The organism is Bacillus sp. z14 (2026), assembly GCF_058313575.1.
The window spans coordinates 237,199-259,408 of the sequence record NZ_JBZFQK010000001.1 but is presented as its reverse complement, the minus strand read 5'-3'; the positions used below and the strand labels follow the sequence as shown (position 1 = coordinate 259,408).

The following is a 22,210-nucleotide window of genomic DNA, read 5'->3' as shown; positions in this document are numbered from 1 at the left end:
GAATAAAATCGGTAAAAGGAGGGGTTAATATGGACCGAAGTTTTCTCATAATACATGGACTTGGCGGAAGCGGACCTGAACATTGGCAATCCTGGCTGTATAATGAGCTGGTGGATGCAGGTGAAACAGTTTATTATCCGACCCTTCCTGAATATGATGATCCTTATAAAGATAAGTGGATAAAAAAATTGGAAGATACCTTTCAAACTATTACCTCAGACCATATAACCGTTGTTGCTCACAGTTTAGGATGTGTCCTATGGCTTCATTTTGCTCTCAAAAATGCTCATAAGATAAAAAAATCGGTTAACCGTGTTATTTTAGTGGCACCGCCCTCTCCCTATTTAAAGCATGAAATCATCCAAAGGTTTTTTCCCCTTCCAGTTAAGGGTAAAGAATTAATACAGTCTATTGATCATACACTGCAAATTCAATCCACAAACGATTCTTATTGCTCTGTTGAAGACAGTCAATTTTATAAAGACTTGGGTATTATACAACTTTTGGTTGTGAATAAAGGTCATATCAATATCGACTCCGGTTTTGGAAAATGGCAGTGGATTCTTGATTATTGTCTGGATCAAAATCATGATTTTGCAGTAAATGAAGGCTGAATGTATGGATAGGACGGTGATTGTTTCTATGAATATAGTAGTAGTTGGTGCAAATGGACAAATTGGCAATCAATTGGTTCACCTCATTAAGGAAGATGGACAACACAATGTAAAAGCGATGATCAGAAAAGAAGAGCAGGTAAAATCATTTGAAAATAGTGGTATACAGACTGTTCTTGCTAATTTAGAAGATAGCGTAGAAAATCTGGCGAAGGCAATTGAAGGATCAGATGCGATATGCTTCACAGCTGGGTCAGGAGGAAGCACAGGTCATGACAAAACGCTTTTAATTGATCTTGATGGTGCAGTGAAAATGATGGAATCAGCTGAAAAGGCTGGAATCAAACGATTTATTTTGGTCAGTGCCCTTCAGGCTAACAACCGCGAAAACTGGAGCGATGAAATTAAACCTTATTATGTTGCCAAGCATTATGCAGATCGAATTCTGGAAAACAGCCCATTAACATATACGATTATAAGGCCGGGTGGATTGCTGAATGAACCTGGAAACGGGAAAATCCGTACTGGGGATACAATAAAGGCTGGAACGATACCGCGTGAGGATGTGGCACGAACTATTTTGGCTTGCCTCACGAATGAGGCAAGCTATTATCGTTCTTTTGATCTAATATCAGGTGATACCCCGATTGAGGAAGCTCTTAACCAACTATAAAATTTGTCGAAGCAGTTCAGTTTTTAGCTGAACTGCTTTATTTGTTTGTCATAAAAAATATAAAAATCTTTCGACTTAAATTGTCAAAATTTTTTGTCATTGACAGTGTAAGGTTAGAGGTGATAGGTTGAGATTGGGTTAAATACACCATATTTTCATTCACTCATATATTAGATTTTGTATCTGTAAATCAAAATTAAATGTTAATCTTCATTCCGTAGGAGACTTCTTTTCAGCGCTCAGCTCAGGAGCTGAATGATTTAGAATGAGCTTACCATTCAGATGGAGTACAATTTACCAATCGAATGACAATAAAGCCACCGATATGGTTTTTCTGAGCAAAGCTCGAATAATTATCCATTCACATAGCCGAGATGTTATGGAATACGTACCATGGGAGGGAGAATAGTGGACTATAATTTATACAAACCTAAACGCCATTGGAGTGAAATCGAGTTATGGAAGGATGTAGCGGATGATCAGTGGAATGACTGGATTTGGCAGTTAACCCACACCATCAAAACACTTGATGATTTAAAAAAGGTGATTAATCTTACACCAGAAGAGGAAGAAGGTGTACGGATCTCAACTAAAACGATTCCCTTGAATATAACGCCCTATTACGCATCTTTAATGGATCCTGATGATGAGCGCTGTCCAATCCGTATGCAATCCGTTCCCATAGGAAAAGAGCTCCACAAAACGGTGTATGATTTAGAGGATCCCTTACATGAAGATGAAGATTCCCCAGTTCCAGGGTTAACTCACCGTTATCCGGACCGTGTCTTATTTTTAGTAACAAATCAATGCTCCATGTACTGCCGTTATTGCACAAGAAGAAGGTTTTCTGGTCAGATTGGTATGGGAGTTCCGAAGAAGCAGTTGGATAAAGCAATCAATTACATCAGCCAAACACCGGCAGTCCGGGATGTTTTAATCTCTGGTGGTGATGGCCTTCTCATTAATGACAGTATACTGGAATATATATTAAAAAACTTACGCGCCATTCCTCATGTAGAAATTATTCGTATTGGAACTAGAGCCCCGGTCGTGTTTCCGCAAAGAATCACTAAAGATTTATGTACCATTCTTAAAAAGTACCATCCCGTTTGGCTGAATACACATTTTAATACATCGATCGAAATTACAGAAGAATCAAAGCGTGCCTGCGAGCTGCTTATTGATTCGGGAGTACCTGTGGGCAATCAGGCGGTTATTTTGGCTGGGATTAATGACAGTGTCCCAATCATGAGAAAATTAATGCATGATTTAGTCAAAATAAGAGTTCGTCCTTATTATATTTACCAATGTGATTTATCAGAAGGAATTGGACATTTCAGAGCTCCTATTAGTAAAGGCTTAGAAATTATGGAGGGACTGCGCGGCCATACAAGCGGATATGCTGTGCCGACTTTTGTGGTTGATGCACCAGGCGGGGGTGGGAAAATACCGCTTCAGCCGAACTACATCATTTCTCAAAGTTCAAATAAAGTGATCTTACGTAATTTTGAAGGTGTGATTACATCATATCCAGAACCTGAGAACTATGTGTCCGGCCGTGCAGATGAATATTTCAAACAAACATACCCAAATGTATATGAAGATTACAACAGCACAGGTATCTTGTCTATTATGGATGATGAAAAGTTTAATATTACACCGGATGGTTTAGAAAGATATAATAAGCGCAGCGCCTATCAACAAAACCCGGAGCATACATCACTTAAAGATCAACGAGATAAACGGGACGTTCTAAAAGAAAAGAAATTCAAGGCCCAACAAACAAAAACAACTAAAACTGATCAAGAGGATTCAAAAGTATGAAATGCCAATGGTGTGAACAAGATGGGGCAATTGAGACCAATACCACTGTATTTTGGGAGCTGCCAGATGGAACGCAATCACTAGAAATAAAGGAAACACCAGCCATCCATTGTGGCAATTGCCAAATGGAATATTTAACGGATGAACAGACTGAGGAGATTGAGGACCATTTATTGCTCATTAATACAAAACAATTAACAGGCACTGTACATTTTGAAGAATTGATGAAAGTACCAAGGTTATTAAAGCGAAACTATTTCAAATAGACAAAATATATGTAAGCGATTTCAGTTATTCAACGTCAAAGAAAAGCTATATTCTTTGGCGTTTTTATTAAAATGAAATGGACAGAGGTGAATAGGTTGAAACCGGTACTTTTACCTGATGCAGCAGCATCCTTGCTAAAGAGCGGAGCCCGTATCATGGTTGGGGGCTTTGGATTGGTGGGATGTCCAATAACATTGGTACACGCTCTTGACCGAAAAGGGATAAATAATCTTGAAATTATCAGCAATAATCTCGGTGAGCCAGGCAGGGGACTTGGAGTGCTTGTTCAAAAAAAGAAGGTAAGAAAGGGGATAGGTTCTTATTTCACATCCAACCCGGATGTAGTGGAGGCTTATTTGGGGGGAGAGCTTGAGATTGAACTTCTGCCGCAGGGCACACTGGCAGAAGCGATTCGTGCGGGTGGAGCTGGAATACCAGCATTCTATACACCCGTTGGAGTAGGCACTGACTTATCAAATGGGAAAGAAGAAAAAAATTTCAATGATAATAAATATATATTGCAACATTCTTTGAAGGCTGATTTTTCACTGATTAAGGCCTATAAAGCAGACAAACTTGGTAATTTAATTTATATAAAGTCTGCCCGGAATTTTAATCCTGCTATGGCGACGGCCGGGAATATCGTGATTGCTGAAGTTGATGAAATAGTAGAAGCGGGAGAACTCGATCCTGAGGAAATTATCACACCTCATTTGTATGTTGATTACTTAGTGTTAAAGGAGGAGTCGTTGTGAGTGCAAAAGAGACGATTGCCAAACGTGCTGCACGATTCCTTGGAAATGGTGATATTGTCAACTTGGGGATTGGGATTCCAACATTGGTGGCAGATTTTATCGCTCCTCATCTATCCGTATTTCTACATACAGAGAATGGGATTCTTGGGGTGGGACCTACCCCATTAAATGAACCAGATCCCAATTTGGTGAATGCAGGAAAGCTTCCTGTAACTGTCATGACTGGTGCATCTTATTTTGATAGTGCATCATCTTTTGCGATGATACGTGGGGGCCATATTGATGTCTCGATTTTGGGTGTTCTGCAAATGGATGAAATGGGCAGGATAGCAAATTGGGCAGTTCCAGGAAAAGCGGTTTTGGGTGTAGGAGGAGCGATGGATCTATTAGAGGGCTCTAAAAGAATTATCGTAACAACCTTACATACAACAAAAGCGGGGAAGCCGAAGCTCGTTAAGAATCTTAATTATCCGCTTACATCTGAGCGCAGAGTGGATTTCATTATAACTGAATTGGCCGTATTTGCAGTCGATGATAGGGGGCTTATTTTAGTGGAAACTGGTCCAGGAATAACAGTGGAAACTGTTAAAGAAAAAACGGAAGCGGATTTCAGAATTCAATTAAACAGTGAATTTGTTGGCTTTGATATGTAGCATAAAAAAGTCTTGAACTTGCTTTTTAAGCATATCTTGTATGTAGAAAAATGATAGAACATCTCTATGAAATGGAGAGACGCAAATGGCTGACCATGTATTTCATCGTGATTTTACGAATAAATACCCAATCATAACGCATGGGCAAGGGATTTATTTATACGATCAGGATGGCAAGCAATATATTGATGCATGCTCCGGTGCTGTTGCCGCAAATTTAGGTCACGGGGATGTGAAAATTGCTGAAGCGATGGCTGAACAGGCAAAAAAAGCAGCCTTTGTACATTCGATGCGTTTTGAAACCGAGGTATTGCATCTTCTGGCAGAGAGAATTGCGGAGATTGCTCCCGTTCCATTAAACAAGGTTTATTTCACCTGTGGCGGCTCGGAGGCGAATGAAAGTGCTATTAAACTTGCAAAGCAATATCATAAAGGTGCAGGAAATCCGGAAAAACATATTGTGATTGGCAGATGGCAATCTTATCATGGGAATACTTTAGGATCCTTGTCTGCTGGAGGCGATATTAAAAGAAGGCAGGTATACACTCAAAATCTACTTGATTTTAAACATGTTTATTCCCCTCATTGTAAACGATGCCCATACCAAAGAAAGCTCGATGATTGCAATCAACAACACAATTGGTCATGCATTAAGGATATAGAAAAGTTGATTATTGAGATAGGTCCGGAACAAATTTCTTGCTTCATAGCTGAGCCAATCGTCGGGAGCCAATTGGGAAGTGTAAGTCCGCCAGACTCGTATTTTAAAGAGGTCAGAAAGTTATGTGACGATTATAATATTCTTTTGATTGCAGATGAAGTGATGACGGGTTTTGGGAGAACAGGGACCTATTTTGCTGTAGAGCATTTTGATTTCATACCGGATATTATTACGTTTGGCAAGGGAGTATCAGCCGGCTACTCGCCTCTTGGCGGTATGATTGTTCACGATCGATTAATTAAAGGGATTATTCAAAACAGCAAGGGGAAATTTGCGCATGGATATACATACAGTGGCCATCCGGTCTCTGTCGCTGCCGGATTGGCAGTTCTGAAAAAATTAGCTCACAATAAAATCCTTCCCAACGTAGTTATGCAGGGTGAATATTTAATTAAACAACTTAAACTGCTTCAGGACCGTTACCCTGTCATTTGGGATATAAGGGGTAAAGGCCTTTTGATAGGCATTGAATTTGCTTCCAGTCCGAAAGGAGACCCATTCCCTCCCTCTAGCTCAACATCTGAAGTGATTAATCGGATTGCCATGCAAATTGGAGCTGTCTTTTATCCTGGAAGTGGATCAATCAATGGCTATGAAGGTGATCATTTGTTAATTGCTCCGCCTTTAACAGTCTCCAGGGAAGAAATCGATGCAATCATAAATATATTAGAACTTGCTCTGCAACAATTTATGTATTCGAGGGGGAAGTAAATCATGAGTCATTCTGAAAAAGTTACTGAATTAACAGAGAAAGCGAGAAAACATATATCTCCAGTTAGCACAAGAGTGACGGAATTAATTATAGATCGAGGTAAGGGAGCACGTTTTTGGACGAAGGATGGAGAAGAGTATATTGATTTTGTTTCAGGGGTAGCAGTTAATGCACTCGGCCATTCTCATGAAAGAATCGTTAACGCTATAAAAACACAGGCGGAGCGACTCGTTCATTTTGGTTTGAATTATGGCTATTACGAGACTGTGATCGGCTTGGCTGAAAAGCTGGCACAAATCACGCCAGGTAATTTAGATACTGTATTCTTCTCAAATTCAGGCGGTGAAGCCATTGATGGAGCATTGAAGCTGGCACGTGCGGCTACTGACCGCCCGGGAATTATCGCTTTCAATGGGTCCTTTCATGGACGTACGTTAGGTGCTACTACTGTAACAGGATCAAGCAGTAAATATAAAAAGTACTACGAACCGCTGGTAGGAGAGGTTTACCATACACCTTATCCATATCCCGGTTTAGTAAAAAATATCGATAATGCTGATTTGACAAATTATTGTATTAACCAATTACGTTCGTTATTTGATTTACATATTGACCCATCGAGAGTGGCTGCTATACTTGTTGAACCGGTTTTGGGGGAAGGCGGTTACTATCCCGCACCTCCATTGTTTTTACAGGAATTAAGGAGTATTGCTGATGAGCATGGTATTTTATTAATATTTGATGAGGTTCAAACAGGATTTGGCAGAACTGGGCGGATGTTTGCTTCGGAACACTCAGGAGTAACTCCAGATATTCTCGTTTTAGCAAAGGCTTTATCAGGCGGACTGCCTCTTGGTGCAATTGTGGCAAATAGGGATTTACATAATAAATGGCCTGTAGGGGGGCATGGCTCCACGTTTGGAGGCAACCCAATCTCATGTGCAGCTGCCCTAGCAAGTATACAGGTGATTGAAGAAGAGAATCTGGTAAAGAGGAGTAAAGAACTCGGTGAGCAAATTGTTAATAGGCTGCAAAATAGTTTGCTAGGATACGAGCCAATAAAAGAAGTCCGCGGAATCGGTATGATGATTGGCATTGAATTCAATGAATCCGATAAAAAGTCCATTGTGCCGCTTATCAAAGCACGATGCCTGGATAAGCATTTACTAATCATGAACTGCGGAGTTAACGGGCAAACCATCAGGCTCATGCTGCCATTAAATATATTAACAGAAGAATTGGATGCTGGGTTAACCATTCTCGAAACCGTTATTGGAGACGTGGTAAAGGAGGGTATTTAGTAAATGTCCAAAGAATTTACAAAACAGCTGCTTTACATGAATGGTCATTGGACTCACGATTTAAATCAGAATTATCGGGAAAGCAAGAATCCTGCAACGAATGAAGCGGTGGGTATGTATGCAATCGCAACTTCAAGCCAGGTAGACCAGGCTGTACAGCATGCTCACCTTGCCTTTAAAAGCTGGAGACGAACACCCGCGCCGGAACGTGCTGTGTTTTTATGGAAGGCAGCAGAATTATTTGAACGAAAAAGAGATCAATTAGCCGAAGTTATGACCAAAGAAATGGGGAAAGTTCTGGCGGAAACACGCGGGGAAGTGAATGTCGTCATAGAAACATGCCGCTATATGGCTGGGGAAGGTCGCAGAATGTATGGTGAAACCATTGCTTCCGGCAACAACAATCGAACGATTACGATGAATCGTGAGCCGCTTGGTGTAGTTGCATGTATCACTCCGTGGAATTTTCCGGTAGCGCTTGCCGCTTATAAAATTTGTGCTGCTTTAATCAGTGGGAATACGATTGTGTGGAAACCAGCTTCTGAGGTTGCACTCTCAGCAGGTATATTTATGCAAGTCTTTCATGAAATTGGTCTCCCAAATGGGGTTTTAAATCTCATTACAGGGAGCGGCAGTCAGGTGGGAATGCAGCTTGCTGAACATGAAGATGTCAAAGTGATCTCTTTTACAGGCTCTACTGAAGTAGGCTTGCTGCTTTCACAGGTAGGTGCCAAACAATTAAAAAGGGTTTCCCTTGAGCTAGGTGGGAAAAATGCAGCAATTGTTCTACAGGACGCTAATTTAGATTATGCAGCAGAGTGTATTGTTAAAGGTGCATATGGAACAACTGGCCAAAAATGTACGGCGACAAGCCGGGTTATTGTTGAACAATCGATTAAAGAGGATTTATTGAAAAGGGTCGTAAAGTTAACGAAGGAATTGAAAATAGGTAATGGCCTTAATGAAAATATAGATATAGGTCCTTTAGTAAATGAGCAGCAAATGAAGGTGGTTGAGAAATACGTAAGGATAGCTACAGAAGAAGGAGCCTTATTGGAGTGTGGAGGAAAGAAATTAGCGAACGAAGAAGGGTGTTTTTTTGAACCAACTATTTTCAGTGATGTGAAAAAGGAACATACGATTGCTAAAGAAGAAATATTTGGACCTGTTCTTGCCTTTATTGAAGTGGACAGCTATGAAGAGGCGATTGAGGTTAATAATGATACGAAATATGGACTGTCGACATCCATTTTTACAAGCAGTTTGTCTATTGCCAACCGAGCTGCTGCTGAAATTGAAAGTGGATTGGTTTATGTGAATAACGGAACTGCTAATGCTGAAATTGGTGTTGCGTTTGGCGGGATGAAGTATTCAGGGAATGGCCATCGTGAAGTATCCCATCATGCTTTGGATAGTATGACGGAATGGAAATCAGTGTATATGACTTATCTATAGGAGGGATTCCCTTGTGAAACAAATGAGGATTGGAATAGCTTTTTTTTATCATGAATCCCATAGTTTCTCTAGAACTAAGACGACTATTCAGGATTTTAAGAATGAGGGTTATTTTAAAGGGAACCAAATTTTTGACGTTTATACAAATACAAGGACAGAGGTTGGCGGGTTTATTGATGTTCTGAGGAAACTTGAAGAGGTAGAGATAGTCCCCCTTCTTTGTGCAGCAGCTGTTCCTTCGGGTCCGGTAACCTATGAAACATACGAAGAAATTGAAACAGAGCTTATGGGTTTAATGGAAGCGGCAGGAAAGCTTGATGGATTATTGATTGCCCTGCATGGAGCAATGGTCATTGAGGGAATTAATGATGCAGAAGAATATTTACTTTTAAAGATTAGAGCAAAACTTGGGGTAGATATCCCGATTGCAACGACCCTGGATCTACATGCCAATATTAGTCCGGCCATCGTTGGAATTACACCCTATCATTTTGGATTTAAAACCTATCCGCATATTGATATGTATGAGCAAGGAGTAAATGCCGCGAATGCATTAATGAATCATCTTTCGCTTGGCGTAGATTATGTAGCGAGATGTGTTAAAATTCCCATGCTGCTTCCCTCAATCAATATGAAGACAATGGAAGGTCCAATGGCAAAAATGATGAAGCTTGCTCACCGTTATGAAGAGGAAGATGGTATTTTAAACATTTCCGTATTTGGTGGATTTCCATATTCAGATGTACCGAGCGCAGGTGCAAGTGTGATAGTAATTGCTAAAAATCAGTTGTTGGCCGAACGTACTGCCAGTGACTTGGCCAAAATATTTTGGAAACTAAGGGAAGAATTTATCGTCAAATTGCCTGATGTTAAAGAAGCATTTCAGCTTGCGTTAGCAATGAAGAAAAATAAACCAATCGCATTAGCTGATATTTCTGATAATCCGTTGAGCGGAGGCAGTGGAGATACAACGAAGCTTTTGAGAGAATGTATAGAATACAATAGAGAGAAAACGCTTTTTGGAGCATTAACGGATTCTAAGGCAATTGATATATGCAGGAGTGTGGGAGTTGGTGGAACCGTCCAACTGTCACTTGGCGGGAAAATCTATCCTGAGTTTGGATTACCGGTTAATGTGCAAGCGACTGTTATCAGGTTAACTGATGGTGTATTTTATAATAGTGGACCATTTAATAAAGATTTGAAAGTAGATGTTAAGGGTGCTTGTTGGATTCGAGTAGGAAATATAGATATTCTCCTAATTGGAAGACCTATGTCTGCTAATGATCCTGAACTTTTTCGTCATATTGGGATAGAACCAAGTGCGTACAGGTATTTGATATTGAAAGCTAAAAATCATTTCAGGGCAGCTTTTGATCCGTTGATAAGTGAAGTCATTTATGTTGATGCACCGGGCGCGGCCGCTAATAACATCGCACAGCTACCCTATAAAAATATCCCGGAACAAACATGGCCCTTAAAAAATATAGAATTTCTAAAGGTAGAAGAGAGGAAAAAATCATGACACAAACGAATTCGATGTATTACATTGAAATACCCGAATCCCTAACGCCTGCACAGCAGAACATGATGATGGAGCTCGAAAAGGATGCATTTCCTGGGTTGGGAGCGGTAGATGAACAAACACTGGTTCCTTTGGCGAGATACGGAAAACTAATCCTTTATAGACAACAGGGGGATGAACGACCAGTTGCGGTTTGTGAATGTATGAGAGATTATAATCAGCCGGATAAAGCTTATATATTTGGCTACTATGTACGGTCAGATCAGCATGGGAAAGGATTGGGGACACAATTTTTACATGAGGTTCTGAGCATTCTGAGGGATGATGGTTTTCATAAAGTCAGTTTAACTGTAAGCGAAGCAAACACGGCTGCTGTTAAATTATATAAAAACATCGGTTTTACTGTAAATGAATTAAGGTATGGTGAATTCGGAGACGGTGAGGATCGGTTGTATATGGAGAAAATTTTATAATCAACAACAGGACGTGTGACTAATCACACGTTTTTTTCTTTGATGATTATTGGCTGCAAAGGGACTATTACAGCCAGTGTGGCTCTTCTTTTTATAAAACAAAACCTTCAAATGAAGATAAAAAGTACCTTGATAAATAGATTGTATTGAAACATAAACAGATGAAAAAAATGAACGTTTTTGGGCATACTAGCAAGTGAAAGAAAAAAGCAAAATAAATTATATTTATATAATATAACTCGGTGATTTCCCTCACGTTTTATCATTAAAATACAATTCAATTGATAAATTTACTGTATCGACAGTAATTATGTTTGATCCTGATTACCGTTTATATAGAGAGTTTTTATTGAGTTTACCTAATGGAAAGAGCGGAAAATTTTAAAGGAATATGATAATAATTATAAATAAGCAATTGACAAATTTCTTTTTAATAATTATTATAATATAGTATTAAACATCACTTAGATGATGATATTGTTTAGGAGGATATACGATATGTCACTTATTAATAAAAAATTAGAGGATTTTACAGTACAGGCTTACCATGATGGAGAGTTTAAAGAAGTAAGTCTTTCAGATGTTCAAGGTAAATGGTCAATCTTTTTCTTCTATCCAGCTGATTTCACTTTTGTGTGCCCAACTGAATTAGCTGACCTGCAAGATAATTATGATGCCCTTAAAGAAATTAACTGCGAAGTGTACTCCGTATCTACGGACTCTCATTTTGTACATAAAGCATGGGCAGACGCTACAGATACAATCGGCAAAATTAAATATCCTATGCTTGCAGATCCGGCGCATGTTCTTTCTCGTCAATTTGAAGTATTAATTGAAGAAGCTGGTCAAGCGCTTCGTGGAACATTCATTGTGAATCCTGAGGGTGAAATTAAAGCATATGAAATTCACGACCTAGGTATTGGCCGTAATGCTGAAGAAGTTGTGCGTAAAGTACAAGCTGCTCAGTTTGTTGCAGAACACGGTGATAAAGTATGTCCAGCAAAATGGACTCCTGGTGAAGAAACACTTGAGCCAAGCCTGGACCTAGTAGGTAAAATATAATTATTAATCATTTGCATTTATCTTTCTTAATGGAAGATGAGTGCAAATTTTATCTTAAGGACTGACAGCTGCTTGTCCAGTTTTTGAATGTTTTTTCTATCAGATGATCAAATGAGGTACTTAAAATGATAAGTACCTTTTTTATTAAAAAGTTTACTAAATTAGGTGAGTATTTTGACAAAAGGAATTTTAGATTTAATTATCATTGGCGGAGGTCCTGCTGGATTGTCAGCGGGTATTTATGCCGGACGTGGAAAATTAAACACTCTTATTATTGAAAAAGGAAATATGGGTGGCCAAGCTGCAACGACAAATGAAATTGTTAACTATCCGGGTGTTCGTAAGACGACTGGACCTTTATTAATAGAAGAAATGAAAAAACAATGTGAAGATTTTGGTGTTAAATTTACCAAAACAGATGTTACGGATGTTGACCTATCCGGAGAAGTTAAAATAATCAAAACGATCAATGGCGAGTATCAGGCAAGATCTGTAATCATTGCAGCAGGTGCAGGTCCTCGTAAACTTGGATTCCCTGGAGAAGCAGAATTCACGGGCCGTGGTGTTGCCTACTGTTCAACATGCGATGGTGAATTCTTCGAAGGATTAGAAGTGTTTGTCATTGGAGCAGGATTTGCCGCAGCTGAAGAAGCGATGTATTTAACCCGTTTTGCCAGCAAGGTTACCATTATTGCTCGTGAACCTGAGTTTACTTGTGCTCCTTCTATCGCAGATAAGGTTTTTGCCAACGAACATATAGAAGTTAAATTTAATACGGAATTGCTTGAGGTTTCAGGGGTGGAGATGGTTCAGCATGCCCGATTTATTAATAATGTAACGAAGGAAGAATGGGAATACACAGCGAAAGAAGAAGATGGCGCATTCGGTGTATTTGTTTTCGTGGGATATCAGCCTAAGACAGAGATCTTTAAAGGTCATGTAGAAATGGATGAACGTGGTTACATTATTACAGATGAAGAAATGAGAACAAATATTAAAGGTGTATATGCTGTTGGAGATCTTCGTCCAAAATCTTTACGTCAAGTTATTACAGCTGTTGCCGATGGGGCGATTGCCGGAACAGACGTACAGAAATATGTTGCTGAAGAAAAAGAGCGTCTTGGCATTGTAGATGAGCCAAAAGAAGAAAAACCGGCAGAGAAAAAAGAATCTGCACCAAAAGAAACAGCTAAAAGTGGTAAGAGCAGCTTACTAAGCGATGCCATCAAAGGACAACTAAAAGGTATTTTTGCCAAAATGGAGAATGATGTAACATTAGTAAGTATTGTGGATGAAAGTATGCCTAAATCTGTAGAATTACGTGATTTCTTGATCGATGTTGCTGAACTTGGCGATAAACTTCATCTGGAAGTTTATCCAAAAGGCGAAAATACTGAAATGGAAACGAAAATCAATGCTGATAAATTCCCGGTTGTTTCGTTGCTTGATCATAAAGGGAATTACAGTGGCGTGAAGTTCCATGGTGTACCGGGAGGACATGAGCTTAATTCCTTTATCTTGGCCATTTATAACCTGGCAGGTCCTGGACAAGCGTTAGATTCCTCAATCAAGCAGTCTATTCAGGCAATCGATAAAAAAGCAAATATTAAGATTATGGTATCTTTATCATGCCACTACTGCCCTGATGTTGTTGTCGGTGCTCAAAGAATTGCAATTGAAAACCCAAATGTCGAAGCAGAAATGATTGATATCAGCAACTTCCAAGATATTAAAAAGAAATATAAAGTAATGAGTGTTCCAGCCATGATTATTAATGATGAACAAGTAGTCTTTGGCGCTAAAAAAATTAATGAAATTGTAGCAGTGTTACAACAAGCTTAAACAATTAACCCAGCCTTACATCAAGGCTGGGTTTTTGTTTCTCCAGGTTTTTATGATCATGGTAACAGATGCAATGAGTGAAAGTAAAAAGATGATTATGCCTGCCATCTCATACAAATGCATGAATAAAATGAAGGCAATTATTTGAGTGACAGCAATGATTATTCCATAAATTGCGTTCTGTTTTTGATTCTTTTTTATGGCAATGAAGAGCTGGAGTGTAATGAAATTACTGATAACCATAATGGTAATTGCCAAAGTATAGTCCATTGTGGTAATGTTTGTCCCTTTTTCAACTGCGAAGATCGAATAAATCGAAATGGGAAGGGCACAAAGATTTATGCCTAATAAAATCAATACCCATATTATACGATACAAAATTTTTTGCATATATTAGACTCCTTGTTATATTCTATTTTACATTTTGTGCAATATAGAGATGGTTATACCCGACTATAAATACTTCAGTTTATATTGTTTGTATTCTTAAACAAATAACTAAATAAATGACGTGTAACTTGTAAATTATGGTAGAATTCACTTGATAGTTACAAAATTTAGAACTATTCATCAGTTTATCCATACGAATTTTGAAAAAGGAGATTACAACTTGATAACAATTGAAAAAGCAATCTTTTGTGACGCTGAAAAATTAACAGAACTAATGAAGAAAACATTTGATGAAGAAGCAAAAAGATGGCTTATAGATCAAGAGATTGTGGATTGCAATATCCAGCCTCCTGGCTATACTTCAGTTGAAATGACTAAATATATGATCGAAGAATTATCCTATTACAAAATCATCTATAAAGAGGCTATAGTTGGTGGAGTTATCGTGACGATTACCGGTAAGTCATATGGAAGAATAGACCGTATATACGTTGATCCAGATTTTCAGAATCTCAAAATCGGTTCCAGAGTAATGGAATTAATTGAGGAGAAATTTCCAAGCGTAAGACAATGGGACCTTGAGACATCCAGCAGACAGCTTAATAATCACCATTTTTACGAGAAATTGGGCTATAAAACGATCTTTAAGTCGGAAGATGAGTTTTGCTACATAAAGAGGAAAGAGAGTTTGACAAAATCTGATAATTCGGTAGAAAATCATGATATTTCAAATAAACCATATGAAAATTGTGATATGGCATATACAGAATGGTACCAAGTCAACTTAGAAGAGAGTTCTTTTAGTAACAGTAACTTGAGAAGTACTCATTTCAGTAACTGTAATCTTAGTCAGTCAAAATTCCAAAACATAAATTTAAAACACTCCTATTTTGCAGATTTAAACCTATCCTTTTCTAAAATGAGATTAGTTACCCTTGCAGGAATCGAATTTATGGACACAAATCTTGGAGATGACAAAAATCCGATATCCTTTGTAAGATGTGACCTCCAGGAATCAAAGATTAGGAATTGTGACCTAAGTAATCTGGAAATCACGGAAAGTGAGATAACAGGAATGAAAATCAATGGTATTTCAGTGGAAAAATTGTTCGAAGTGTATAACCGAGAGTTGAAAAAGGAAAGTTTCGAATAGGTATATGATCAATTGTTTGAACAAGAATCACATGATCATATAAGGGGAAATTATTTAAATCAAGTAAGGTTAAAACTTAAATAATCACAAAGAAAAAAGAACGAAGATGGTGCGACTATTCACCATTCATCCGTTCTTTTTTGCGTTCTCTTCAAGTTTACTGATTCTTTGTTCGAGTTCTTCCATCCCTAATAGTTTGGATTGTCCATCCAGAAAAATATTGCATATTGACGTTAATAGGAAGCCACCGCCCAAACCAACAAGACACCCTACACCTGGAGACCCAATGGATAGTCCAATTCCAAGGCCAGTTAACAGACTGCCTGGAATAAGGTATTCAGTTAGTGAATGCTGTTTAGCCAACAAATCTCCTCCAATCTTTTTCGAAAGTTTATGTATTCTGGTTAATATTATAACAACTTTAATTTGCAGAATATATACATATTCTTGAAATTAACCTTATTTAACCATTTAGTATCTATAAACTTATTATTCAGCAGGAAACAGTTTTAAAAAAACGCCATGAGGATAGTGGTGAGGTTTCTCGAATAAGTAAAAAGGAGGTGGTTTACATGCTAATACAGCTAAGGTCATAAATTGTCAGATCATAAAATGGACCTTTACTGTCTTCTGATGAGATAACAATACCTTTGTAGCCGTTAGAGGTGAGCATTTCGCGAAGCAAGCTGCCTATTTTAAATTCGGTATCTCTAATAAATAATTTAATGTTTGTTCTGTTATTAACTCCAGATAAATTACGAATTTTATCGAATTGTTTATGGTATATATATGCACTTATCGTTTCGTAAGGTTGTACGAATTCATTGGTAAATGAATCATATAATTTAGCATAGTCCTCATCTTCAATAAATAAGAAGTATTCCGTATTGACGCGAAACTCTATGATGTTTGGTCCAAACTTTTTAGCCCAATGTTTACGTGTCGTGGCATAAATAGCATCACCATGCTTTTTTCCATGACTGAAAGAGGTCCGTAGTGTAAGGCCTTTATCGAGAATTTTTTCATAATTGGTAGTAGAGGTTCCATGAAATACATCAATCATCTAATCGCCTCCATATTTTTATTAATACCATCATCATAAATGAAAAACGCAAACTTTTCCATCTTAATATGTTGATTAACTGATTAACGAGAGGAGCAGGAATGAGTGAAATTCAATTTATTTGTGTAGATTGCCAGGAGCTATTAATGGAGGAAACGGATAAAAATTGTTGTACATGCGGCGGTCTGTTAATAATCAAAACAAGTAAAAGCATTTTTAAGGATAATTGGATTGTTGGTGAGAACCAGACGATGTGGAAGTACTATCTAGTAGTATCAGTACAAGCAAACAAACGTGCATGGGAGAAGGTTTCATTAGGTGAGGGGAATACCGTGCTCGATAAATTGGACTCGGACAATCAGCACATCTACTTAAAATTAGAAAACACTTTACCAAGCCAATCTTATATAGATAGATGCTCAGCATTATTAGTGACTAAGTTACTAGAGAAAAAGATACAAAACATCCTTATAACGGAAGCCACTTGTATGAGTCTTTCTGTTGCTAAATATGCAAAACATGCTCAAATTGCCTGTGAGTTAGCTTTACCTGAAAATACAGCCTGTCAGCTGGTGGATGCATACAGAAATGAAGGAGTCAGAGTAAGCGATTTTGTTTCTGATCAAGAATCTGCTGCAAATAATTTTATTTTACCCGACTTTCACCCCTATATGATTGAGGGAGCAAAAACATATGCATATGAGATATGGGAGCAGTTGGGACACCGTCATCCTGATATCGTTACGTTCTCGGTTGAAACCAGTATGTTAGCAGTAGGTACTTATTATGGATTTAAGGATCTTTTAGAACATCATTTAATAGGAAAACTCCCCAGATTTATCATTGTCGACATTCAATCAACTTCTCTGCCTGTAAAAAGTAAAGCGGTATCTATCCCTCAACCCCTATATAAAGAATTGATAAAAATGATTAAAGAGACAGATGGACACTTACAGACCATTACGAAAACTGAAATCATTCAAGCCAGTAAAGCGCTTTTTATGAGAGGTTATCAGATAGATGAACAAAGTGCAGCAGCCTACGCAGGATGCATGAGATATTATCGAGACTTTTCAATCAAAAATGAATCGATTGTGATACCCCTTAGTAATTTTAGCGAGATAGGAAAATCCAAATAGTTTTTTGGGGTGATAAGATAGTTATGACAAAATCTAACGTTGAGAAGTATATAGCCTCCAAGCTAGAAAGGCTGGAAAAAACACAAAATCAATCAGGTTCATGGACATTCAACTTTGAAGGATCTTCATTAACGGATTGTTTTATGATCTTACTTATACGGACCTTAGGAATAGATGAAGAAGAATTAATGCATCAACTAGTGAAACGGCTGCTGCGCACTCAAAATGATAATGGGTCTTGGAGTATCTATCCGGATGAGAAGGATGGTAATTTATCTGCCACCGTTCAATCTTATACAGCCCTGCTTGTGTCAGGCAAATTTACTCGGATGGATGAGGAGATGAAGCGAGCTGAACAATTTATAATTAAGCATGGTGGAGTATCAAAATCTCACTTTATGACTAAAATGATGCTCGCAGTCAATGGAATGTATAATTATCCAAGCTTTTTTAAATTTCCGATGAGTTATTTTATGCTCCCGCCCCATGTACCTTTTAACATGTATCAATGCAGTAACTATGCCAGAGTGCATTTAACTCCTATGACCATCTGCATTAATAAACGATTTATGTATGAACACAAGGGGATAGATAAGAGTTTCCTTGATGGACAAGAAGGTGGATGGTTTAGAGAGGAACGTTTTTTTCAGACAGAACAATTGATTAATCAACTAAAGATCCTCAATTTTTCTCCATCCTCTTGGCAAAAAGCAGGCTATCAATCTGCAGAAAAGCTAATGATTGACCGGGTTGAGAAAAATGGGACACTGTATAGTTATAGTTCGGCTACCTGTTATATGATTTATGCTTTACTTGCCTTAGGGTATAAACGAAACTCACCGATTATTCTTAAGGCGATGGAGGGAATGAAGAGCTATTTAACGGATACACCTTATGGCCTTCATTTGCAAAATTCACCCTCCCTGGTGTGGGATACAGCTTTATTAAGCTATTCCTTACAAGAAGCGGGGGTTAAGGCAACCCATCCTGTTATCGATCGAGCAAATGCGTATTTGCTGAAAAAACAACAAAGCACGAGAGGGGATTGGACAGTACATGCTCCAGATGTGATTCCTGGGGGATGGGGATTTTCTGACAGCAATCATTATATACCGGATAATGATGATACAAGTGCGGTTTTACGAGCATTAACAAAGCAAAGTAAATTGAACCAACAAGCAAATCTTGCTTGGAAAAAAGGTTTCTCGTATTTGAAGGGCATGCAAAATAAGGATGGAGGATGGGGAGCCTTTGAAAAAGATGCCTATAATTCTTTATTTGCTTATCTACCAATCGAAAATGCAAAGGATGCCATCATTGACGATTCTACCGCAGACCTGACAGGTCGTGTTTTAGAATTCATGGGTAATTATGCTGGATTAACACATGACCATTCCTTTATTAAAAGAGCAGCTGCCTGGCTTCTGAAAGAACAATTATCAGATGGTAGCTGGTATGGAAAATGGGGTGTTTGTTATATTTATGGAACGTGGGCAGCGGTGACTGGACTATGTGCAATCGGAATCAAGCCTGAGCACCCTTCTATCCAAAAAGCAATCAGATGGCTGGAGTCTATCCAGCTGAAAGATGGAGGATGGGGAGAATCCTGTATGAGTGCAGATAAAGAACGTTATATCCCATTGTCCTACAGTACTCCATCCCAGACAGCCTGGGCATTGGATGCTCTCTTAGCAGTTAAGCGGGCAACTTCACCAACCATTCAGAAAGGGGTTAACTTTTTAATAAATGAAGAGTTATACCATCCTAATGCAAACAGGTATCCAACAGGTCTCGGTTTACGGGGTGGTTTTTATATCATTTATGAAAGCTATAATTATATTTTTCCTCTGTTAGCACTGGGTCATTATGAAAAGAAACTGATTACTGACCATACATAGCTACATGGGAATGAGCGCGCTAATCCTAATTTTCTATTTTTTACTTGTTTTATGTTAGAATAGTGGCAAATGAGGAAGAATAGGTGTTGAAACATGAATAAAAGAATAGGTTTTATTGGCTGTGGAAATATGGGAAAAGCGATGGTTGGTTCTTTGATTAACAGTAATCAAAAACTCGCTGATCAATTGTTGGTATCTGTGCGCTCAGAAGAATCAAAAGTTGCTATTTCGGAAAAGTGGCCGATTCATACAACTCTGGATAATAAAGAAGTTGTCCTAAATTCAGATATAATCTTTTTAGCAGTTAATCCAAACCAATATGAAGAAGTTATTAAAGAAATAAGAGAATATGTTACTGATAAGAAGATTCTTATTTCGATTGCTGCCGGAGTTAAAATAAAGCAAATGGATGACTGGATTGGAGCAGAATCAAAATTTATATTGTCTATGCCTAATACTCCTGTCCTGGTGAATGCAGGGATGACGGCTATTTGTCCAAATGACCATGTCACAGGAGAAGAGTTAGAGGAAATCTGCCAGTTATTTAGTGTGTTTGGAGAATATGAAATTCTTAAAGAAGATGATTTCGAAGCGTTTATTGCTTTATGCGGTTCTTCTCCAGCCTATATTTTCGTATTAATTGAAGCAATGGCAGATGCAGCTGTGAAATTAGGGATAGATCGAAAAAAAGCCTATCGAATGGCTGAACAAACCATTATGGGATCGGCAAAACTCGCTTTGAAAACAGGGATTCATCCAGCAGAACTGAAGGATCAAGTTTGCTCCCCAGGTGGTGCAACAATTGCTGCCATCACAGAACTGGAGGCACAAGGATTCAGAAATTCTGTCATTAAAGCGATGGAGGTTTGTGCTGAACAATCAAAGAAAATGAATGATGAAGTTTACTAGAAACGAAAATAATGCAGCATCCATTTTACCTTTTAGGGATATGGATGCTGTTTTTTATGCAGTGATTATTCATGGTGTAGTTAAACCATTCTTTGTCCCGCTTTTTATGAATTACACTCCTATCAATCCGTATTAAATTGAAAAAGATTTACACTCACATGTATATTAACAACTATTTCCATGTTAAAATATTTCTATCCGTTAAGGCCGGGAGAGTGAGTACTATGGATGGAACTTTATTATCTAACAGTATCTATTCGTTGAAAGGAACCGATTTACGAATCATTTATAGTTTATTAACGAATTTAAATCTAAAAGAACTAATCCCATTTAATATTAACAAAATCATTTCTAGGAAACATAATACTGATTATGTAAACTGCCTTCTTGAAAAAACCGATGAATATTTTCATCTCTCAGATGAGGCATTGCAGGTCAGTTTGTTTCAGGAAATGAATAAAACACTTGAACTAGAAGGTGTTTATTATAGTGAAGCTTTCCATGTGGATAATCAATGTGAAGAAATTGTTGAAAAAGTATATCAAATATATATAAATCAGGAAAAATCATTCCTTCAAAACACGGAACAAATTGAGTTTACAAGGATCCATCACATTATTCACTATCAGCTCAGACAGCTATTTTATGAGGTGGAATATCGCTTTCAAAATCTTTCAGTTGAGGATCAGCAGGATTTTTTAAACACTATATATGAATTTATAATTCAGCTCTCAGAGGATGAAAAATGGATCCTTCTTCAACAATTGCCTGCAAATTATTTGTCAATTGAGGTTTTTAAAGAAATAGAATTATCCACTTTACTTATTCAGGTATCAAATATCAGTCTTCCTTCATTTTTTGATATGTTTACAAAGCTTTTAATGAACTACAATGAAAAGCTTCCAATGAATATCCCATTAATCAATCAAGAAAATATTTCCCCTACGACAAAATTATTAACTTCTCCATATTTTATTACACCCTATGTCCTTGGAGGCAGAGTCCTTCAAATAAACTATCAGCATCATGCCATAAAAAAAAGGCTAATGCCTTTTATCCTAATGCAGATAACTTTAGCGTATTTATGCGATGAAAATTCTGTGTCCAGTCCAGTTTTATTCCTGAATGAATGGAAAAGAAGGGTAGAGGAATACCGTCAATTGGAGTATCATTCTGATTTATTAGAAATGAAACATATCGAAATGAGTTCATCTGTCCATAAATCCCGGCAGCGGATAAACGAATTTGCAAATCAAAAAAATCATATTCAGGAACGATTGAATATCGAAATGTACAAGCTTAAATCAACACTCCTTTTTATGGATATAAATGAGTTGACGATAAATCAAAGTTTTGAAAAACATCGTACTGAGTACATTCACATCCAAAAAAAATTAAACCAATTAGCTGCATCCAAAAGCAATGAAATATTGGAAACCAGTTTAATCAAACAATTTACTAATAAATTGCTGAATATGTCAGTTACACTTGATCAGCTTGGTAAAGAGAAAAAAGTGGATGAGCTTCTTGAGAGCTTAGTCCGAGATATTTTAGATTCGGATAGTGACTTTAAACGGGCTGATCGAATTGGGATTAAACAAATACAGAAGGAATTAACGGATATTGATTTCATGATTGAAACGGAGAATAAGATTAAAAGTAAATATGAAAAGGAGCTTATCAAACTGAATCAACAATTACAGGAATGCAGCGATAAGGTGAAACAAATTGAGAATGAAAATTACGGGATTAAAGAGGTAGCGCAAAGTATATGAAAAGTC

21 protein-coding genes are annotated in these 22,210 nt (G+C 37.8%); 18 read left to right on the top strand and 3 right to left on the bottom strand.

Annotated features, from left to right (window positions below; all coding sequences use genetic code 11):
* The first annotated feature begins 29 nt into the window (after positions 1–29).
* From AC4G3O_RS01160 to AC4G3O_RS01100, 13 genes are all read left to right on the top strand, one after another.
* The gene (locus AC4G3O_RS01160; protein ID WP_066103618.1) at positions 30–614 is read left to right on the top strand and encodes an RBBP9/YdeN family alpha/beta hydrolase; all 585 of its coding nucleotides are present in this window, start codon (positions 30–32) and stop codon (positions 612–614) included.
* Positions 615–642: 28 nt separating this feature from the next.
* A complete protein-coding gene (locus AC4G3O_RS01155) occupies positions 643–1,287 on the top strand; it encodes an SDR family oxidoreductase (protein WP_491135933.1) in 645 nt (214 codons plus the stop codon).
* Between the two features lie 408 nt (positions 1,288–1,695).
* Positions 1,696–3,111, top strand: coding sequence for a lysine 2,3-aminomutase (gene kamA, locus AC4G3O_RS01150; protein ID WP_491089561.1), 1,416 nt, complete (start codon positions 1,696–1,698; stop codon positions 3,109–3,111).
* Positions 3,108–3,377 (top strand): YokU family protein, encoded by a 270-nt coding sequence (locus AC4G3O_RS01145; protein WP_066103622.1) that lies wholly within the window; start codon positions 3,108–3,110, stop codon positions 3,375–3,377. The genes kamA and AC4G3O_RS01145 overlap by 4 nt, the downstream gene beginning before the upstream one ends.
* A 96-nt stretch (positions 3,378–3,473) precedes the next feature.
* Positions 3,474–4,133, top strand: coding sequence for a CoA transferase subunit A (locus AC4G3O_RS01140; RefSeq protein WP_491135704.1), 660 nt, complete (start codon positions 3,474–3,476; stop codon positions 4,131–4,133).
* On the top strand, positions 4,130–4,786 hold the full coding sequence (locus tag AC4G3O_RS01135) for a 3-oxoacid CoA-transferase subunit B (protein ID WP_066103624.1): 657 nt from the start codon (positions 4,130–4,132) through the stop codon (positions 4,784–4,786). Before AC4G3O_RS01140 ends, AC4G3O_RS01135 begins: the two co-directional genes overlap by 4 nt.
* An 85-nt stretch (positions 4,787–4,871) precedes the next feature.
* On the top strand, positions 4,872–6,218 hold the full coding sequence (locus AC4G3O_RS01130) for an aminotransferase family protein (protein WP_490558021.1): 1,347 nt from the start codon (positions 4,872–4,874) through the stop codon (positions 6,216–6,218).
* Positions 6,219–6,221: 3 nt separating this feature from the next.
* On the top strand, positions 6,222–7,520 hold the full coding sequence (locus AC4G3O_RS01125) for an aminotransferase class III-fold pyridoxal phosphate-dependent enzyme (RefSeq protein ID WP_490558020.1): 1,299 nt from the start codon (positions 6,222–6,224) through the stop codon (positions 7,518–7,520).
* 3 nt (positions 7,521–7,523) lie between these two features.
* Positions 7,524–8,975, top strand: coding sequence for an aldehyde dehydrogenase family protein (locus tag AC4G3O_RS01120; RefSeq protein ID WP_491135703.1), 1,452 nt, complete (start codon positions 7,524–7,526; stop codon positions 8,973–8,975).
* 22 nt (positions 8,976–8,997) lie between these two features.
* A complete protein-coding gene (locus AC4G3O_RS01115) occupies positions 8,998–10,500 on the top strand; it encodes a M81 family metallopeptidase (protein ID WP_225983725.1) in 1,503 nt (500 codons plus the stop codon).
* The gene (locus AC4G3O_RS01110) at positions 10,497–10,973 is read left to right on the top strand and encodes a GNAT family N-acetyltransferase (RefSeq protein WP_066103634.1); all 477 of its coding nucleotides are present in this window, start codon (positions 10,497–10,499) and stop codon (positions 10,971–10,973) included. The genes AC4G3O_RS01115 and AC4G3O_RS01110 overlap by 4 nt, the downstream gene beginning before the upstream one ends.
* Before the next feature lie 498 nt (positions 10,974–11,471).
* The gene (ahpC, locus tag AC4G3O_RS01105; RefSeq protein ID WP_066103636.1) at positions 11,472–12,035 is read left to right on the top strand and encodes an alkyl hydroperoxide reductase subunit C; all 564 of its coding nucleotides are present in this window, start codon (positions 11,472–11,474) and stop codon (positions 12,033–12,035) included.
* Between the two features lie 174 nt (positions 12,036–12,209).
* Positions 12,210–13,877: an FAD-dependent oxidoreductase gene (locus tag AC4G3O_RS01100; protein WP_140461497.1), complete on the top strand. Its 1,668-nt coding sequence runs from the start codon at positions 12,210–12,212 to the stop codon at positions 13,875–13,877.
* A gap of 15 nt (positions 13,878–13,892) precedes the next feature.
* On the opposite strand, the gene AC4G3O_RS01095 is transcribed toward AC4G3O_RS01100, so the two are convergent.
* Complete coding sequence (locus AC4G3O_RS01095; protein WP_491135702.1) at positions 13,893–14,267, bottom strand: hypothetical protein; 375 nt, start codon at positions 14,265–14,267, stop codon at positions 13,893–13,895.
* A gap of 274 nt (positions 14,268–14,541) precedes the next feature.
* On the opposite strand from AC4G3O_RS01095, the gene AC4G3O_RS01090 reads away from it, so the two are divergent.
* Positions 14,542–15,420 carry a GNAT family N-acetyltransferase gene (locus tag AC4G3O_RS01090; protein ID WP_491135932.1) on the top strand — a complete coding sequence of 293 codons (879 nt, stop codon included), beginning with the start codon at positions 14,542–14,544 and terminating at the stop codon, positions 15,418–15,420.
* A gap of 126 nt (positions 15,421–15,546) precedes the next feature.
* Here AC4G3O_RS01090 and AC4G3O_RS01085 read toward each other — a convergent pair whose 3' ends face one another.
* Entirely contained in the window at positions 15,547–15,783 is a 237-nt protein-coding gene (locus AC4G3O_RS01085) for a hypothetical protein (RefSeq protein WP_139891889.1), read from the bottom strand.
* 205 nt (positions 15,784–15,988) lie between these two features.
* Complete coding sequence (locus tag AC4G3O_RS01080; protein WP_139891890.1) at positions 15,989–16,483, bottom strand: hypothetical protein; 495 nt, start codon at positions 16,481–16,483, stop codon at positions 15,989–15,991.
* A gap of 101 nt (positions 16,484–16,584) precedes the next feature.
* Here AC4G3O_RS01080 and AC4G3O_RS01075 point away from each other — a divergent pair, with 101 nt between their 5' ends.
* The 4 genes from AC4G3O_RS01075 to AC4G3O_RS01060 all read left to right on the top strand — a co-directional run bounded on the left by AC4G3O_RS01075 (position 16,585) and on the right by AC4G3O_RS01060 (position 22,204).
* Positions 16,585–17,622, top strand: a complete 1,038-nt coding sequence (locus tag AC4G3O_RS01075) for a threonine synthase (RefSeq protein ID WP_491135701.1) — start codon at positions 16,585–16,587, stop codon at positions 17,620–17,622.
* A gap of 23 nt (positions 17,623–17,645) precedes the next feature.
* Positions 17,646–19,520 (top strand): squalene--hopene cyclase, encoded by a 1,875-nt coding sequence (shc, locus tag AC4G3O_RS01070; RefSeq protein WP_491135700.1) that lies wholly within the window; start codon positions 17,646–17,648, stop codon positions 19,518–19,520.
* Between the two features lie 93 nt (positions 19,521–19,613).
* Entirely contained in the window at positions 19,614–20,429 is an 816-nt protein-coding gene (gene proC, locus AC4G3O_RS01065) for a pyrroline-5-carboxylate reductase (protein ID WP_491135699.1), read from the top strand.
* A 224-nt stretch (positions 20,430–20,653) separates the two neighbouring features.
* Entirely contained in the window at positions 20,654–22,204 is a 1,551-nt protein-coding gene (locus tag AC4G3O_RS01060; RefSeq protein ID WP_491135698.1) for a hypothetical protein, read from the top strand.
* Positions 22,205–22,210 lie beyond the last annotated feature (6 nt).